Origin of the sequence: Myxococcus sp. CA051A, assembly GCF_013336705.1 — a bacterium.
GTDB lineage: Bacteria > Myxococcota > Myxococcia > Myxococcales > Myxococcaceae > Myxococcus > Myxococcus llanfairpwllgwyngyllgogerychwyrndrobwllllantysiliogogogochensis.
This window is the reverse complement of sequence record NZ_JABUMS010000007.1, coordinates 426009-443442: the sequence shown is the minus strand read 5'-3', so window position 1 is coordinate 443442 and position 17434 is coordinate 426009. Positions and strand designations below refer to the sequence as shown.

Sequence of the window (17434 nt, the reverse complement as noted above, 5' to 3'; positions counted from 1 at the left end):
AGGCGCACGTGCGGTTCACGCGGTGCGACTCACGGACGATGGACACCTCTCCAAGCTCCGAGGTGGACGTCATGACGCCAGTCATTCGCGGTGTGCTGTGTGGTCTGTTGCTGCTGTTCGCCCTGCCCGCGCTGGCACGGAAGGCCACGGGCACCCTCATCGGCACGGTCATCGACTCACGCAGTCACAAGTCTCTCGTCGACGTGGAGGTGACCGCGACCTCGCTCCAGCAGTCTGGCTCCTGGTCGGCGAAGACCGACACCTGGGGCAGCTACCGGATGACCACGCTTCCACCGGGCGTCTACACCCTGCGCTTCGCGGGCAAGCAGTTCTATCCCAGCATCCGGCACCAGGTCCGCGTCCAGGCAGGGCGAATCCAGCGCGCCGACGCCAGCCTGCTTCCCGATAACTCTCGCGGCGAAGGCATCGAGGTCGTCAGGACGGCACCTCCCGGCACACGGCAAATCATCGACGTGGCAAGCACGGCGGCGGGCGTCAACGTGGACCAGGAGTTCATCAAGCGCGTCGCCGTCGCTCGGCCCGGAGCCCGGGGTGGACCCTCTCGCTCCCATGAGTCCCTCGCGGGCACAAGCAGCAACGAGGAGTACGGAGTCCCCGTCGCGAACCCCGGCCCCATCTCCCCCAACATCCCCAACACCAGCTACGGCATCGGTCCCGCCGGCCTCGTCGAGTCCCGCCGCTCCTACGGCGTCAACGGCCCGCCACCGGGCACGTCCGTCAGCCACGCCTCCGCTCCCACGCCTCCGGCGGCCACGCCCGTTGCCCTCCCCGCTCCAGCGAGCCCGCCGCGAGCGCCCCTCGTCCCGCCGAACGGCGCCCGGTTCCTCGACATGTACTTCAAGGGCCACGGGGTGAACCCCACGGTGAACACGGAGGAGGAGCGCTTCTCCACCTTCTCCGTGGACACGGACACGGCCTCGTACACGCTGACTCGCGCGTACCTGGAGCGACAGGCCCTGCCCGACGAGCAGGCCGTGCGCGTGGAGGAGTTCGTCAACACCTTCGACTACGGCTACGCGGACGCGGAGGACGCGCCGTTCGGCGTCCACGTGGAGGGCTTTCCCTCGCCCGTGCGCAAGGGCTACCAGGTGGTGCGCATCGGTGTGAAGGCGCGCGAGGTGAGCGACGCGCAGCGCAAGCCGAGCCACCTCATCTTCGTCATCGACGTCTCCGGTTCGATGAACATGGAGAACCGGCTCGGGCTGGTGAAGCACGCGCTGCGGATGCTGGTGGAGGAGCTGGATGAGCGGGACTTCGTGTCCATCGTCGTCTACGGCTCCCAGGCTCGCCGGGTGCTGGCGCCCACGAGCGCGACCCAGCAGGCCCGCCTGCTCGAAGCCATCGACGGGCTCTACAGCGAGGGCTCCACCAACGCGCAGGAGGGGCTGGAGCTGGGCTATCAAATCGCCTCCGAGCACCTCATCCCGGGAGGCATCAACCGCGTCATCCTTTGCTCGGACGGCGTGGCCAACGTCGGCGTCTCCGACGCGGATGGCATCTGGGCCAAGGTGAAGGGCTTCGCCGCGCGGGGCATCACCCTGTCCACCGTGGGCTTCGGCATGGGCAACTACAACGACGCGCTGATGGAGCGGCTGTCCCACGTGGGCGAGGGCAACTACGCCTACGTGGATGGCCTGAAGGAAGCGCACCGCATCTTCGTGCAGAACCTCACCGGGACGCTGCAGGTGGTGGCCAAGGACGTGAAGCTCCAGGTGGAGTTCGACCCGAAGGACGTCTCCCTGTACCGGTTGCTCGGCTACGAGAACCGGATGCTGACGAAGCAGCAGTTTCGCGATGACCGCGTGGACGCGGGCGAGGTGGGCGCGGGCCACTCAGTCACCGCGCTCTACGAGGTGAAGCTGCGTGAGGGCGCCTCGAACCTGGGCACGCTGCGCATCCGCTACAAGGCGCCGGAGGGTGGGGACTCGAAGGAGCTGGAGATGAAGCTGCCCGTCACCGCGCTGCGGCCCTCCTTCGCCACCGCCGAGTCGACGACGCGTCTGGCCTACGTGGCGGCGGCCTTCGCGGAGAAGCTCCGGGGCTCCTACTGGACGCGGCCCCTGACGTACGACTCGCTGCTGGAGCTGTGGCGGGGCGTGGGCCTGAAGGACCGTCAGGACGTGAGCGAGCTGGGGGACCTCATCCGCAAGGCGGCGGCGCTCGACCAGCGGCAGGACCGCTTCGAGTCGCTCGCCCCCTTGAAGAGCATGGACTACGACCAGGCGCCCTCGGTGCTCTAACTAGCGCTCTCGCGCGCGCAGCTCCAGGTAGCGTCGGATGAGCCTGAGGCGGGCGCGTTCGAACAGCGCCCCGTCGTCGGGCACCGCCCACGCGTGGGGGATGAGCTGCTCGGCGACCTGCATCGCGAACCCAGGGTCGCCCGCGTCACTCACCCGCTGGAGCCACTCGTAATCCTGGAGGCCCTGGCGGATGAGCTTCAACCGGATGGAGGGCAGCGGCACCTCCGTGGTGCCTCCGATGACCGATGTCAGCCCCGGATAGAAGAGCGTGCCGTCCCCGTTGCCGTTGAAGCGGAACTGCGTGGTCCACGCCGTGGAGAGCAGCCCCACCGTCTGGTAGTACAGCTCACCGGTGGCGCCCATGCGGAAGGTCAGCCACTGCATGCCCCTCGCCTTCGCCGCCGAGCGGTCCACCATGTACGAGGGCCAGCCCTGCCCCGGCTGGTTCTCCGGTGGCGGCGGCTCGCCCTCCACACATCCGTGGCTCATGCAACTCTGATACAGCCATAGTTCTCGATTCGGCCTGGCGAGGAAGGCGTCGTACTTCGGCCGCTGGTTGCCCTCGTACGGGGGCTGCGTCCCGTCGATGAAGTTCACCAGGACGCTGAGGATGTCGATGTCCTCGATGAGTCCATGCGCCTGGGTCTCCGTCACCGTGGTGGTGAGGAACGTGCGCAGGTCCGGCGCGGCGGCGCGCGTGAGCCGAGCCCGCTCCGTGACGGCCTCCCAGGACGTGCCATAGGGCGGCTCGTCGCCCACGTAGTCGAACGAGCGGCTCAGCCAGCCTCGGGTGCGGGCCTCGTGCTCGAACTCCGCGAGGTCCGGCGCGGTGCCGGGCCCCAGGTACTGGAGGCTCGTCATGCGCGCACCAGGCAGCGGGTTCGGCGCCGAGCCGTCGAGGAACGGGCCCCAGCGCGCGTCGAAGGTGTCGTAGTCGGGCAGGTCCCAGGTGGGCTGCTCGGGGAGGCGGGGGAACGCGCTCGCCAGGGTGAAGCGGTGGGACAGCGCCAGTTGGTGGAACTGCTTCAGCAGGCGCACCTGCGTGTCCACGGGACAGCTCGGGTCGCCGGTGAAGGCGCGGCAGACGTGGGGCGGCCACAGCAGGAAGGCCGTGCGCAGGGAGGGCGTGCTGGACAGCGTGGCCTCCACCACGGTGACTCGGACCTTCACGTACTCGCGCAAGCCCCGGCCCGTCACCTCGACGAGGCCGTGGTAGCGCCCGGGGCGCGCATCCTCGGGCACGCGCACATCCACCCAGAGACCCCGAGCCTCCCGGGCGGGGACGTCGAACGGGAAGGCCGAGCGCTGCTCACCGACGACCTCGTCCACGTCCGGAATCAGCCCGTCCGGCCAGCGCCCTGGCTCCGTGTCCGGCGGGGTGGGCCGGGTGATGTCCAGGAGGGCCTCGCGGTAGAGGAGGATGTCCGCTCCATCGATGCGCCGCAGGCCGTTCCAGAGGGCGGGAAGCCGCGCCCGGACGTCCCGCAGGCCCGAGGTGCCTCCGTGCAGGCCCACCTGAAAGGAGAGGTATTCGTTCCGGGCGCCGACCAGCTCCACCTCCCGTTCGACCCGAGGCTGCGTCTGGGGCCGTATCTTCACCATGGCGCTCTCGGCCCAGACGGGGCCGGGGCGGGGATGGGCGGCGGAGACCCCGGACAGCACCAGCGACAGGATGAACCCCTGGATGAGCAAGCGCATGGGACGGAAGGCTAGTGAGTCCAGGGCACGTCGGCGGATCCACTCCGGACGGAAGGTCGGCTTTCACACGCTGCGCCCGGGTGTCGGGCCGGGCTGCCCCCGGGTGGATCCACCCCACCGAGTCCTCCTCCGTGACGAAACCATGACCAGGTCAGGAGCCTCTCGGGGAGATCATCCCGAGGAGCTTCCGGATGATGGCGTTCTCTCAACGCTTCGAGGTTGACCGCATGAAGTCCGTCCTTCGTGGGGTGTTGTGTGGACTCATGTGGTGGGTGGCCCCGGCCGCCTGGGCTCAAGCCGAGGACGTCCGCGTCACCGTCACTCGGAACACGGGACCTGGCACGGACGAGTCGCTGACGGGGTGCGTGGGCGAGGAGGAGAAGGCGCCCCGCTTGGAGGCAGGTGAAGCGAGCCGCACGTCCACGGTGAGGCGGCGCCCGAACCGTCCCGTGGTCGCCCTGGATGCGGCGCGAGCCACCGGGCCCATCGAGACGTTGGAGCCGGGGAGTGTCGCGCCGACCGTCGACGTGGGTTCCATGACAACGGGGGTTCAGGTGGACCAGGAGTTCCTCCGGCGCATCGCCGTCACGGGCTCGGAGGTGCGCATCCGCATGGGGGACGAGATGGAGCGGATCTCCGACGTCCCGGAGTTCACCGAGGTAATGAGCCTGCGCAACGCGCCCCTCATCAGCCTGCGCGGGTCATGGGCAACGCGGGAGGCCCAGGGCGCGCCCGTCGCGGAGGCCGACGAGGGCGAGCGTCGCGTGAGCATGGGACTCCAAGGTCCGCTGCGGGGCTTCCAGTCCCTGGCGGAGCTGGCACCGGGGACTCCCGAGCAGCTCCTGCGCGAAAGCCTGGAGGAGCAGTCCTCGCGGACGTCTGTGTCGAGCGTCTCGAAGCGCTGAAGCGAAGCGCGTCGGGCACGGGGCGCGCGTGGGACCCGCGTGGGCACCGGCGGCCATGCTGAAACCGTGATGCAGCGACGAGCCGGGCGTGAGGCTTGTCGCGGGCCAGGTCGAGAACATGGACACCTCACTCGCGAGTCTGAACGAGGTTTCCATGATGAAGCTCATCGCCCCCTATGCGCTGTGCATGCTGGTGTTGCTGGTCGCCGTGCCAGTGCTGTCGCGGGCGGAGACTCCCGAGCACGCGCCTCCGCCCGGGGTGTTCATTGGCACCATCATCGGCGTGAAGAGTCGCAAGCCCGTCGCGGACGTGGCGGTCATCGCGACCTCGCCGAGCTTCAGGGGAGAGCGCGGTGCGGTGACGGATGAGCAGGGCCGCTACCGCCTGCCGATGCTGCCCGCGGGCACGTACACGCTGCGGTTCGAGCACCCCGACTTCAACACCTACTCCCGCTCGGACATCCTGCTGCGCGCCAACCGCACCGTGCGCGTCAAGGTGGAGCTGCTCGAGCTCCCGCCTCCGCCTCCGCCGGCCCCGGTCAGCGTGAAGCAGACCCGGAAGTGACACGGAGGCCCGGGTCATTCCGCACGAAACTCAAAGGGCATTTTAGTTTCGTGCGGGTTCCTGGCCGACCTTGCACGAAACTCAAATGGCATTTTAGTTTCGTGCATGGCTCGCAAGCGCGCCCTGGCGCCGGACTGGAATCGGCTCTTCGACTTCGCGCTGGGGCAGGCGGGCCTGTTCACGACGAAGCAGGCGGCGGAGGCGGGGTATTCGCCCCAGCTCCTCGTCCACTACGTGCGCATCGGCAAGGTCGTCCGAGTCCGGAGAGGGGTGTACCGCCTGGTGCACTACCCGCTCGCCCAGGATGAAGCGCTCGTCACCGTCTGGCTCTGGTCGGAGCAGCAGGGCGTCTTCTCCCACGAGACGGCACTGTCCCTGCATCAGCTCTCCGACGTGCTGCCCAATCGCATCCACCTGACCTTGCCCGCGGACTGGAAGCATCGCCGGTTCCGCGTCCCTCCAGGCGTCGTGCTCCACCACGCCGATATCTCCAAGGCCGAGCGCACCCGGCCCGCCGCGATTCCCGTCACATCGCCGCTCCGCACGTTGCAGGACTGCGCGAGCGCGCAGCTCTCACCGGAGCTGCTGCATCAAGCCATCTCCCAGGCCCTTGCCCGGGGGCTCATCCGCAAGTCCGACGTGGCGCGAATCCAGGCCGCTACGCCACCAACAGGACGCCGGAAGAGATGAGCACTCGCCGCTACCTGACGGGCGGCAGAAGACCTCGAAACACGGGGACGACTTCAGCCGTCGGCGCCAGTTGCTCGTCTTCCATCGCTTCCTCGCGCGCACCACCCAGGCCTTTGGAGACGCTGTCCCCCTGAAGGGCGGACTGGTCCTCGAGCTGCGGCTCGAGCGGGCACGGACGACGCGCGACGTGGACCTGCGCCTCACGGGAAGCCCCAAGGATTTGCTCGCGCGCCTTCAGCACGCAGGGCAGCTAGACCTCGGCGACTTCATGCGCTTCGAGCTTCGGCTCGACACCCACCATCCTGAAATCCAGACCGAGGGCCTGAGATATGACGGACGGCGTTTCCGCGCCGAGTGCCGCATCGAGCGAGAACTGTTCGGCCACCCCTTCGGCGTCGACGTGGCGTTCGGGGACCCGCTGCTCGGTGAGCCCGATGTCCTCGATGCGGAAGACTCGCTGGGCTTCGCGGGCATCCCTCCACCCCGGCTCCGCCTCTATCCCCTCGAGACGCATCTCGCGGAGAAGCTCCACGCCTACACCCTGCCGCGCGCTCGACCCAACACACGGGTCAAGGACCTGCCGGACCTGGCGCTGCTCGGGACGGTGCGGGCCATCGACGCGAACCTTCTGCGCGCGGCCTTCTGTCGGACCTTCACCTTCCGAAAGACACACCCCCTGCCCTTCTTCCTTCCACCGCCTCCCACCGAGTGGAGCGGGCCCTACCGCGCCATGGCCAACCAGGATGCCCTGCCCTGGAAGACCCTCGACGCGCTCCTCGATGCGGTGCGCGGATTCCTCGACCCCGTCCTTCTGGAAGAACAGGACGCCACGTGGAGTCCTCGAGCCTGGGCCTGGAGGCCCAGGAAGTGAGGCGCGCGTCAGTCCGCCAGGGGCATGCCCCAGTCCGGCTTCTCGCGCTCACCCATCACCCAGCGGTACACCTCCAGCACCTGCTCCGCCTTCGCCTTCCAGGTGAAGTATTTGAAGATGCGCTCCCGCGCCCGCTCCCCCATGGGACGGATGACGGACGGGTCCGCCACCAGCTTCGTCAGCACCTCGCGCACCCGTGCCACGATTTCCTCCGGCGTCCCAATGGGCACCGCGAACCCCGTCGCCGGACTGACGATTTCTCCCGGACCGCCGTAGTCCATCACGATGGGCACCAACCCCAACGCCATCGCCTCGCACACCACCGCGCCGCCGAACTCGCGCACGCTCGGGAAACCGAACACGTGGTTCTTCGACAGCCGCCCCTGCAACTCCTGGTGCTTCACCCACCCGGCGAACGTCACCCCGGACTCGATGCCCTCTCGCGCCGCCTGCGCCTTGAGGTTCGGCATCTCCTGCCCATCGCCGATGTACTCCAGCACCACCTTGCCCTCACGGATGAGCGGCGCCGCCGCCTCCATCAGCATGGCCATGCCCTTGTACGGCACGAAGCGCCCCACGAAGGCCACTCGCAAGGGCAGCTCCACTGGCCCCTCCGACTTCGACGTGCCGAAGCGCTTCGTGTCGATGGCGTTCTCCGGCACGTACACCGTCTTGCCCTGCCACGTGTCCGCCACCTGCCCCCGCGTCGCCCGCGAGCCGGTGATGATGGCCGCCGCGCTCTCCCGCGTGGACTTGTAGAAGGGCATCAGCTTGTACGCATCCCGCACGTAGCTCAGCCACTCCTTCTCCCGCCGACGCGCCCCACCAAAACCCTTGGGCCACGGCAACCCGCCGTTGAGCGGCCCCATCACGAACGGCACCCCCGCCGCCTTGCACCGCCGCGCCAGCGTGCTCGGCGTCGTCGGGCTGATGGGCGTGTAGCGATGCACCAGGTCGAACTCCTTCGCCTTGATGCGCGCGCCAAAGCGCTGCCACAGCACCTCCTCGAAGTAGTAGTACGGCAGCACGCTCAACGCCGTCGCCGTCGTCCAGCCCACGCCCGCCGTGCCCCGCAGGAGCTGCCCCACCTTGTCGAGCGGCTTCTCCACCGGCGTGGAGTCCAGCGCCGTGAATCCAGCGCCCTCCAGCACCCCCTGCTTCAGGATGTTCTCCCGGTTGCGCACATGCGTGACGAGGTGCACGTCCGCCACCTCGGCCAGCGCACGGTAGAGCGACCAGCCTTCCAGCGGGACACTCACCCAGTCAGGGTTGCACAGCTCGGCAATCAGAAGGACGCGTGGTCTGGGAGCAGGCATACGTGTGCCTTCATCTATCCCAACCGGCCCTCCAGATGTAGCCTCCCCCGCGTCGTGACGTACGCCCCGGACCGGCCTTCCTACCTGCGCTTCGTGGCGCTGCTCGGCACCCTGGTGCTCGCCACCGTGGGCGGGGCCCTGCTGCACCCTGTGGTCGCTTTGGCCCCAGTCCTGGTGGCCGCCGTCCTGTGGCTGGTGGTGAAGGTCCCCGTCCGCTACCCCGTCATGGCCGTCACCTACCTGGTCCTCGCCGTGGACTACGTCCCCGAGCGCCCCCAGTCCGGCTTCTGGCCCTCGCCGCTCCACCCCCTGGGTGAGCTGCTCTTCGCCCAGCTCAGCTACATCACCAAGATTGGAGCGCTGCGCTTCCCCCTGGTCGACGTGCTCATCCTCGGCCTGCTGGGGCTGGCCATGTACCGGCGGGTGACTCGGTCGAAAATCGACCCACCCGCGCTGCCCATGCCCCGGCCCCTCATCGCCGTGGTGACGCTGTCCCTCATCGCCATCCTCTTCATGGAGGTGCGCGGCGTCATGCGCGGCGGGGACATCAAGAACTCGCTGTGGCAGTGGCACCAGGCCGCGATGATGCCGTTCATCGTCGCGATGTATCACTATGCGATGCGCGGGCCGGAGGACTGGCCCATCTTCGCGCGCACCGTCATCGCCGCGGGGCTGACCAAGGCCGCCATCAGCGTCTACTTCGGCGCCATCGTCGTGCCCTCCATGGGCGTCTTCGTCGAGTACACCACGTGTCACTCGGACTCGATGACGTTCAACTTCGCGCTGCTGGTGGCGACAATGCGCTTCCTGGAGAAGCCCAAGGGCGCTCACGCGCTGCGCGGGCTGCTCCTCATGTTCTGCATCTTCATGGGCATGATGTACAACGACCGCCGGCTCGCCTACGTCAGCTTCGTGGGCTGCCTCCTGGCCGGCTACCTCATCACCCCGTGGCCCGCAATCAAGCGCACCTTCAGCCGGGGCATGGTGCTGCTGGCCCCGCTGCTGGTCGTCTACTTCGCGGTGGGGTGGAACGCGCGCGGCGGCGCCTTCGCGCCCGTGCACAAGGTCCGCTCACTCATCGACGGCGAGGGCGGCGAAGGCAACCTGGACTATCGCGACATCGAGAACCTGGACGTCATCGCGACGTGGACCCAGTTCCCGCTGCTCGGCACCGGCTACGGCCACGAGTTCCTGGAGCCGATTCCGCTGCCCAACATCGCCTTCGTGTTCCCCCAGTACCGCTACCACCCGCACAACTCCCTGCTGGGGTTGTTCGCGTTCGGTGGAATGGTTGGCTACACGGGCGTGTGGATGTACCTGGTCGTCACCCTCTATCTCGCGGTGCGCTCCTACCATCGCTCGCACGTCTCCGAGCACCGCGCCGCAGCCATGGTCATCGTCGGCGCCATCGTCTGCTACATCAATCAGGTGTTCGGAGACATGGGCATCATCTCGTATATCTGCACGTTCATCACCTCGCTGTGCGTGGTGACGTCCGGGAAGCTCGCCGTGGCCACCGGCGCGTGGCCCATGCCGAACAGCGCGCTGGTGCCCACCGCGCCCCTGCTCCCCGAGCCGCCTCCAGGCGCCATCGTCTACGTCAACACGGACGACCCGGCGTCGCCCGCGCTGGCGAAGCGGAGCTGACGGACTACAGCAGCGTGCCGCGCAGGAGCAGCTCCGCGGTGGTGAAGTAGATGACCAGTCCGCTGACGTCCACCAGGGTGGCGACGAAGGGCGCGGACGCGCTCGCCGGGTCGAAGCCGAGCCTGCGCAGCACGAACGGCAGCATGGCCCCGGACAGCGTCCCCCACGTCACCACGCCCAGCACGGACAGGCCCACCGTCAGCGCCACCCGCGACGCGTGCTCGCCGTAGCTGTGGAACAGGTGCTGCCAGAGCAGGATGCGCGCCAGGCCCACCGTGCCGAGCACCGCGCCCAGCACCAGGCCCGACAGCAGCTCCCGCCGCAGCACGCGCCACCAGTCGCGCAGGCGCACGTCCGTCAGCGCGAGCGCGCGGATGATGAGTGTGGTGGCCTGACTGCCCGAATTGCCACCCGAGGAGATGATGAGCGGCACGAAGAGGCTGAGCACCACGGCGCGCGCGATTTCGTCCTGGTAGCGGGACATGGCGGTGGCGGTGAGCATCTCCGACACGAAGAGCACCAGCAGCCAGCCGGCGCGCTTTCGCACCATGGCGAAGAAGCCCACGTCGAAGTAGGGCGCGTCGAGCGCCTCCATTCCGCCGACCTTCTGGATGTCCTCGGTGGCCTCCTCCTGGACGACGCTGACGATGTCGTCCACGGTGACGATGCCCCGCATGCGGCCTTGTGCGTCCACCACGGGGATGGCCGACAAGCCGTGCTCCGCGAACAGGCGGCTGACGCCTTCCTGGTGGGCGTCCTCCCGCACGGTGACGGGCTCGGTCCGCATGATGTCGCGCACCGTCTTCCCGGGCGCGGCCTGGAAGAGCTGGCGAAGGGAGACCACGCCCAGCAGGTGCTGCTCGGAGTCCAGGACGTAGGCGGAGTAGACGGTCTCCACCTGCTCGCGGGCCTGCCGGCGCAGGTAGCCGAGCGCCTCGTCGATGCTCATCTCCGGCCGCACGCGCACGAAGCGCGGGTTCATCAGGCCGCCCGCGGCGTCCTCGGCGTAGGCCAGGAGCACCTGCACCTCGCGGCGAGAGGTGTCATCCAGCAGGGCGAGACAGGCGGCGTGTTCCTCGACGGGGAGGCTCTGGATGACGTCCGCGGCGTCGTCCGGGGGGAGCACTCGCATCCAGATGCGCCGCTCGCTCGGGGTGAGGGCCTGGAGGAGCCCCGCCTGGTCATTCGAGGAGAGGGAAAGGAAGAAGTCGTCCGCGCTCGACGGCGGCAAAAGCCGGAAGCCCTCGACCCGGTCTCGAGGTGCGAGCACGGGCCACGCGTCGCGCAGCTCGTCCTCGTGGATGGGGTCCGACTCGGGGGCCACGGCTCGCCTCCCTGCGCGCACGGGGCCGGATGCCGGCCTCGCACTGGGGACGCGTTCAAGCACGGCGCCCGAGGCGTGGAAACCTCAAACGCCCGCTGGAGGACACCCGCGAGCACGAGTGTGAACCCGCGCGCACGAGCCGTGACGAGTCCTTCACGGGTTCGGACAGGAACCCGTATCCCCTCCAGGTTGAACGACCTCGACCCGCGGCCCGCCTACCGCTTCCGCGCGTCGCGCCCCGTCATCAGCGCGGTGGGCGCCAGCTCGACGGTGAAGCCCTCCGCCGTCAGCGCCACCGACTCCACGCTCCGCAGCGCGGAGAAGGCGAAGCCCGCCTGCCCCTCGACGGCCAACGCGGCCTGCGCCGAGCCCGGCAGCCCCACGCCCGTCACCGCCAGCCCCGCCGTGCTCCCCACCGCCGCGGTCGCCAGCATCACGAAGACTCGCGCCGCGTTCTCTCCCAGCGCGTCCCCGTACGCCTCACCCGCCGCGCTCAGCTCCTCGAACGTACGCGCCGCATCCACCCTCCGCACCATCACCACCCACGCCTCCAACGCCCGCCACACCGTGTCCACACCCAGGTACGCAATCGCCGTCGCCGTCAGCAACGACGCCAACCCCTTCGACAACGGCTCCGGCAGCGACCACAAGAGCAGGTACATCGCCACCGACGCCGTCAGCGTCGCCCGGACCGCGTGTGGATTCGCCAGGCCCTCCAGCGCCTCGTCCGTCTCCTCCCAGACCCCCTCCATCGCGATGGCCAGCGCCAGCGCGTACCTGCCATCGCTCCCCAACAGCGGCCCCTCCTCCAGCAGCCGGAGACAGTCGCCGCCCTGATGCTCGCGCTCACACCAGCGGCCGTAGTCACGCGTCAGCACCTCGTCCGCGTACGACTCCAGCAACTGGGGCGCTGACGCATCACCCCCGTCCCCCACCGGGACGAGCCTGCGCCCTTCATACAGATACACCCCGCCACGCTCCGGTACGCCGAAGCGCTGTCGCGCGTCCCTCAAGGGATGCTCGAAGGGCCTCACGTCCCGCGCGAGCTTCGCCACCGCCTCCTCGAAGGCGTCCTCATCCAGCTCCACCGGAGCCGCGTCTTCGTCCTCTCGCGGAGTGTGGACCCGAGGCGAGCCCGTGCCCGTGTCCAGACGGACCACCCGGGTCGACGAGCAACCCGTCACCCCGAGCAACAACAACCACCATACCAATGCCCTACCACGACCCATCGCAGCCCTCCGGCATGGGGCGCCAAACCACCTGAGTGGTCTTCACCCATACCAATGCGCTCCGACATTTCGCGGGGGCAGGACTCGCTCAGCGCGAGGGCATCAACTCAAGGACCTCGGCAGCAGGATGTGGAGGGAGCTGCCCTCGCCCGCGCGGCCCGCCGACTCCGCCCAGATGCGTCCTCCGTGGCGCTCGACGATGCCTCGGGCGATGGCCAGCCCCAGGCCCAACCCGCCGTAGGCCACGCCGTGCGCGCGACCGAAGCGCTCGAAGATGCTCTCCAGCCGGTCCGAGGGAATCCCCAGCCCATGGTCCATCACCTCGACGTGCACCCACCCGGGCTCCGCTCTCGCGACCAGTTGGATGGCCCCTCCGTCCGGCGAATAGCGCAGCGCATTCGACACCAGGTTGCTGAACACCTGGTCCAACCGCTCTCCGTCCGCCCGCAGCGACAGGTCCTCCGGCGCAGACACCTCGATGCGCCACCCTTCCGGCAGGGGCTCGAAGTGCTTCGCCACGTCGTGGAGCAGCACGCCCACGTCCACGTCGCTCTCCTCCAGGCACAGCTCTCCACGCTGCAGGCGCCCCACGTCCAGCAGGTTCTCCACCAGCCGCGCCATGCGGCTCACGCTGCGATGGATGCCCGCCAGCGCCCGGTCCACGTTCGGCGTCAGCTCCGCCGCCGCCTTCACCTTCGCCAGGTCCGCGTAGCTGCGCGCGGCCTGGAGCGGCGTGCGCAGCTCGTGCGCCGCCATGGTGAGGAACATGTCCTTCGCCTCGCTCGTCGCCCGCAGGGACTCCACCGCGCGGCGCGCGTCGTCGATGTCCGTCGCCGTCGATATCCACCCGACGAGCCGCCCCACCTCGTCCCGCTCCGGCAGCGTGCGACAGAGGAACCACCGGAACTCTCCGTCCGTCGCGCGGCGCAGCCGGTACTCCTGCTCCTTCGGCCGCCCCGAGCGCTGCAAGGCATTCCAGGTGAGCTGCACGCGCCCCACGTCCTCCGGATGGAAGCAGCGCAGGTTCTCCTCGCGCTGGCGACCCTGCTCGGGTGACAGCCCCGCGTAATCCAGCCATCCCCGGTTGGCGTAGCTGATGGTGCCGTCCGCCAGCAGCGCCCAGACGAACTGGGGCATGCAGTCCAACACCCGGCGGAACCGCTGCTCGCCCTGTCGCTCCAGCACCCGCCGCTCACGCTCCCACAGCGCCGCCTCCTGCAACTGCAAGGCGCGCTGACGCAGGTGGAGCGCGACGAAGGCCTCCGCCTTCCAGCGCAGCACGTCCGGATGGAACGGCTTGACGACGTAGTCCGCCGCCCCCGCCGCATAGCCGTGCACCAGGTTCGACTCGTCGCGCCCGTGCGCGGTGAGGAAGATGATGGGCGTGTAGCGGGTGCGCTCTCGCTGCCGGATGATGCGGGCCGTCTCGAACCCATCCATGCCGGGCATCTGCACATCCAGGAGGATGAGCGCGAAGTCCTCGCGCAAGAGACATCTCAGTGCCTCCCTCCCCGACGACGCCTTCACCAGCCGTTGTCCCATCGGCTCGAGGATGGCCTCCAGCGCGAGCAGGTTCGATGCGTGGTCGTCCACGATGAGGATGCTGGTGCTTTGTGGCTCCACCTGGACGGGAGCGCGAGGGGTGAGCTGCTCGGTGCCTTCCAAGGCCGGTCCTCCCTTCTCTCCCGAGGTCCCCTTCGCTTAATCAGCGCGGCCCCGATGATCAGCCCCCCACGACACCTCGGCCCGCCCAGCCCCTGACGACACAGGGCCCGGACGCCCGGTCGCCCTCCTCACGGCGAAGCACGAGGATTCCACCGGTTCAGTCTCAAAGGTATGGAGCCAGGGACGCGGTGGCACGCTCCCCCGTCATGTCGACGGGCGCGTGGCCAGGGTCCGAGCGACTGGGCGGCGATGCGCCGAAGGCCCCGTGGATCCACGGCGCGGCTCGTGGAGGGCGCCCGCATGCCGCCCTTCCCTCCGAGCCACCCCTCGCCGTGCGGACTACACCACCGCGCGCTGAAGCATCAGCGCGAGCATGTCCGCGCTTCTCTCGCTGCTGAACTGCGTCTCCACCTTGCGACGGCCGGCCTCGCCCAGGCGCGCGGCTTCCTTCGGGTCTCGCGCCACCTGCTCCAGCTTCTCCGCGAGAATCCGAGGCTCCTGCGGCGGCACGAGCAGCCCGTCCACGCCGTCGTCCACCAGCTCCTTCACGCCGCCCGCGCCCGTCACCACCACCGGCGCGCGCATGGCCATCGCCTCCATGATGGCCACGCCCAGCGGCTCCTGGAGGCTCGCCAGCGCGAAGATGTGCGAGCGCTCGATTTCGCCGCGCACCTTGTCCTCGCTCACCGCGCCCAGCAGCGTCACGGCGTCGCCCAGCTTCGTCTCCGCGAGCTTCGCCTCCAGCACCTTGCGGTAGGTGGTGCCACCCGCCTCGTCCTCGCCTGCAATCGCGAGCCGCGCGTCGATGCCCTTCGCGCGCAGCATGCCCACCGCGTCGATGAGGTCCGCGTGCCCCTTGCACGGGTTGAGACGGCCGCACGAGAAGATGCGCAGCGGACCCTCGCCCGTCCACGCCGAGTACGGCACCGTGCGGTTGAACTTGCCCAGCTCCACGCCCATGGGCGCCAGCTCGATGCGCGGAGGCAGGTGCCCCGCCAGCTCCTGGTTCACTTCCCCCAGCAGCTTCTTCGTGATGACGAAGGCGAACTTCGCGTGGCGCCACTTCTCCTTCTGGTTCGGCCCGTAGTCGTCCAGCGGACCATGCAGCGTCATGCTGTACGTCAGCCCCGACAGGAGGTTCGCGAACAGCGCCACGTGCGCCGCGTTGGCGCATGAATGCACATGCACGTGCGTCCACCCGCGCTCACGCGCCAGCGCCGCCAGGCGCCCACCCATGACGGCGAAGGCCAGGAGCTGCGCGCGCCCCTTCGCGTCCAAGCCCTCCGCGCGAGCAATGGACGCCAGACAACGGGCCCATCCCGTGGGCATGGCGCGAGCTACCTCCGCCGCCGCCTTGGCCACGCCCAGGGCCCCCGGAGGTGAGAGGTACTCGGTGCGAGCCATCGCCTCCTGCGCCCAACTGTGCGAAATGATGCGCGCAGGCGGAGGACGGGTGGATACCAGCTCCGGCGTCACGCCCTTGCCCGGCAGCGCCTGAAGCTCACGCCAGAAAAAGATGTGGGTCTGTCCGGGAAACTCAGGGATGAGATAGCCAATCTTCTGCACGAACTTTCCATAACACGCCCGCCCCCACGCCCGGGCGGCGGGCCCCGGAATCACCGGGGGCAGGTCGATAGACACCCGCTCCCCCGCCCGCCCGGGCAGGTCGTTGGGCCGACGCCATGCGTTGCGCTATACCGGGCGGCGCTCCATGGCCGATTCCAGCGCACCCTCCACTCCCTCGGACGCCGAGGTTTCCGACGGCACCGTGCCGTCCCCGGCGCTTCAACGGCTGTGGTTCGCCCTGGAGCGCACCGGCTGGGCCTACCTCACCGTGGTCCCCGCCCACCCGGGCGCCCCCGCGCTGGAGGCCGCCACCGCCATCCTGGAGGCCGGCGCCCCATACGCGGCCACGCAGAAGATCCACCTGGAAGACGCCACCAGCATCTCCCCCGCGGAGGCGCCCCGCCGCGTGCTGGAGCTGCGCGAGCGCGTCGCCCGGGGTGAGCGCGTCGTGGCCGTCATCGACTCCGTCCTCACCCGTCCCGCAAGCCTCCCCCTGGCGCTCGCCGCCGACGGCGTCCTCCTGTGCGTCACCCTGGGGGAGACCGACTTCGGCTCGGCTCGCAAGACGATGGACTTCATCGGCGCGGAGCGCTTCGTGGGCAGCGTCACCTTCCCCCGGCCGAAGAAGAAGGGCCGGGCCTCGTCGTCCAGGAAGAAGAAGCCATGACGTCTCCTGACGCCCCGTCGCTCCGCCTCAGCGTCGTCGTCGCCACCTACAACCGGCTCCCCCTCATCTCCCGACTGCTGGAGCAGTTCGCCACCCAGACGCTCGCGCCCGAGCGGTTCGAGGTCGTCGTCGTGGATGACGGCTCCAAGGAGCCGGTGAAGGAGCCGCTGCTCGCCCTCACCGCGAAGCTGCCCTATGCCCTGCGCGTGGAGGTGCAAGCCAACGCGGGCGCCGCGGCCGCGCGGCACCGGGGCGTGCTGGCCGCGCGGGGTGAAGTCGTGCTCGTCACCGACGACGACATGCAGGTGGCGAACGACTTCCTGGAGCGGCACCTGGACCACCACCCCGCGGGCTCGCGGCACGTGGTGCTCGGCCGCATCCGGCCGGACCCGTCCATTGGCGACATGCCGCTGTTCGAGCGCTGGTACGCGTACCTCAACCACCGCATGGCGGAGGAGCTCTCCGTCCCCGGCGCCCGCGCGCACGGCAACCACCTGTACACCGGCAACGTGTCCTTCCATCGCGAGGACTACGTGGGCGTGGGCGGCTTCGACAAGTCGCTGGGCCAGTCCGAGGACGTGGAGCTGGGCGTGCGGCTGGAGAAGGCCGGCTGCTCCTTCGTCTTCGCCAGCGACGCGTATGTGTTGCACGGCAGTGACCACGTGTCCTTCGAGCGCTGGCTCAAGCGCGCGCACCGCTACGGCATGTTCGACACGCAGGTGGCGCGCAAGCACCCGGACGTGCGCGGCGTGAATCCGTGGCGGCTCCTGTTCGAGACGAACCCGCTGGCGCGCCCGCTGCTCGCGGCGACCGTGGTGGCCCCGGAGGCCACGCGCCTGTTGACGGGCGCGGTGATGCGCGCGGCGAAGGCGGCGGACAAGCTGGGGCTGGAGAAGGCGGCGTTCGCGGGCACCTCCGTGGTGTACGGCATGGAGTACCTGCGGGGCGCTCGCAACGAGGCGGGTGGATGGACTGGCATCGCCCGCGAGGTCGCGCGTTACCTCCAGGGCGGGGGGAGACGATGAACATC

At 69.3% G+C, this 17434-nt stretch carries 13 protein-coding genes and 1 pseudogene; 8 read left to right on the top strand and 6 right to left on the bottom strand.

Annotation, left to right across the window (positions count from 1 at the left end):
• Positions 1 to 71: 71 nt before the first annotated feature.
• Positions 72 to 2261, top strand: coding sequence for a von Willebrand factor type A domain-containing protein (locus HUA74_RS22480; protein WP_174456153.1), 2190 nt, complete (start codon positions 72 to 74; stop codon positions 2259 to 2261).
• Here the strand turns inward: HUA74_RS22480 and HUA74_RS22475 are convergent, their stop codons facing one another.
• Positions 2262 to 3959: a DUF4091 domain-containing protein gene (locus HUA74_RS22475; RefSeq protein ID WP_174456152.1), complete on the bottom strand. Its 1698-nt coding sequence runs from the start codon at positions 3957 to 3959 to the stop codon at positions 2262 to 2264.
• A 227-nt stretch (positions 3960 to 4186) separates the two neighbouring features.
• Here HUA74_RS22475 and HUA74_RS22470 point away from each other — a divergent pair, with 227 nt between their 5' ends.
• The 4 genes from HUA74_RS22470 (at position 4187) to HUA74_RS22455 (ending at position 6990) form a co-directional block, all read left to right on the top strand.
• On the top strand, positions 4187 to 4864 hold the full coding sequence (locus tag HUA74_RS22470; RefSeq protein ID WP_174456151.1) for a hypothetical protein: 678 nt from the start codon (positions 4187 to 4189) through the stop codon (positions 4862 to 4864).
• Positions 4865 to 5018: 154 nt separating this feature from the next.
• Positions 5019 to 5429 carry a carboxypeptidase-like regulatory domain-containing protein gene (locus HUA74_RS22465; RefSeq protein ID WP_246137745.1) on the top strand — a complete coding sequence of 137 codons (411 nt, stop codon included), beginning with the start codon at positions 5019 to 5021 and terminating at the stop codon, positions 5427 to 5429.
• A gap of 105 nt (positions 5430 to 5534) precedes the next feature.
• The gene (locus HUA74_RS22460; RefSeq protein ID WP_174456150.1) at positions 5535 to 6119 is read left to right on the top strand and encodes a type IV toxin-antitoxin system AbiEi family antitoxin domain-containing protein; all 585 of its coding nucleotides are present in this window, start codon (positions 5535 to 5537) and stop codon (positions 6117 to 6119) included.
• Between the two features lie 70 nt (positions 6120 to 6189).
• Complete coding sequence (locus tag HUA74_RS22455) at positions 6190 to 6990, top strand: nucleotidyl transferase AbiEii/AbiGii toxin family protein (RefSeq protein ID WP_254625178.1); 801 nt, start codon at positions 6190 to 6192, stop codon at positions 6988 to 6990.
• Positions 6991 to 6998: 8 nt separating this feature from the next.
• Here HUA74_RS22455 and epsH read toward each other — a convergent pair whose 3' ends face one another.
• On the bottom strand, positions 6999 to 8306 hold the full coding sequence (gene epsH / locus HUA74_RS22450) for an exopolysaccharide biosynthesis glycosyltransferase EpsH (protein WP_141648136.1): 1308 nt from the start codon (positions 8304 to 8306) through the stop codon (positions 6999 to 7001).
• 54 nt (positions 8307 to 8360) lie between these two features.
• Here epsH and wzy point away from each other — a divergent pair, with 54 nt between their 5' ends.
• Positions 8361 to 9953, top strand: coding sequence for an exopolysaccharide repeat unit polymerase (gene wzy / locus HUA74_RS22445; RefSeq protein WP_371817288.1), 1593 nt, complete (start codon positions 8361 to 8363; stop codon positions 9951 to 9953).
• A gap of 4 nt (positions 9954 to 9957) precedes the next feature.
• Here the strand turns inward: wzy and mgtE are convergent, their stop codons facing one another.
• From mgtE to epsE, 4 genes and pseudogenes are all read right to left on the bottom strand, one after another.
• Entirely contained in the window at positions 9958 to 11277 is a 1320-nt protein-coding gene (gene mgtE, locus HUA74_RS22440; protein WP_174456148.1) for a magnesium transporter, read from the bottom strand.
• A 245-nt stretch (positions 11278 to 11522) separates the two neighbouring features.
• Positions 11523 to 12506: pseudogene (locus HUA74_RS22435) on the bottom strand (hypothetical protein); the annotation flags it as partial.
• A gap of 102 nt (positions 12507 to 12608) precedes the next feature.
• Positions 12609 to 14171, bottom strand: a complete 1563-nt coding sequence (gene epsF, locus HUA74_RS22430; protein ID WP_174456147.1) for a response regulator EpsF — start codon at positions 14169 to 14171, stop codon at positions 12609 to 12611.
• A 339-nt stretch (positions 14172 to 14510) separates the two neighbouring features.
• Positions 14511 to 15812, bottom strand: a complete 1302-nt coding sequence (gene epsE, locus HUA74_RS22425) for an exopolysaccharide biosynthesis GT4 family glycosyltransferase EpsE (RefSeq protein WP_371817287.1) — start codon at positions 15810 to 15812, stop codon at positions 14511 to 14513.
• A 70-nt stretch (positions 15813 to 15882) separates the two neighbouring features.
• On the opposite strand from epsE, the gene HUA74_RS22420 reads away from it, so the two are divergent.
• Positions 15883 to 16404, top strand: a complete 522-nt coding sequence (locus HUA74_RS22420; RefSeq protein ID WP_254625177.1) for a hypothetical protein — start codon at positions 15883 to 15885, stop codon at positions 16402 to 16404.
• Positions 16401 to 17429 carry an exopolysaccharide biosynthesis glycosyltransferase EpsD gene (gene epsD / locus HUA74_RS22415; protein ID WP_141642495.1) on the top strand — a complete coding sequence of 343 codons (1029 nt, stop codon included), beginning with the start codon at positions 16401 to 16403 and terminating at the stop codon, positions 17427 to 17429. The genes HUA74_RS22420 and epsD overlap by 4 nt, the downstream gene beginning before the upstream one ends.
• The last annotated feature ends 5 nt before the right edge of the window (positions 17430 to 17434 follow it).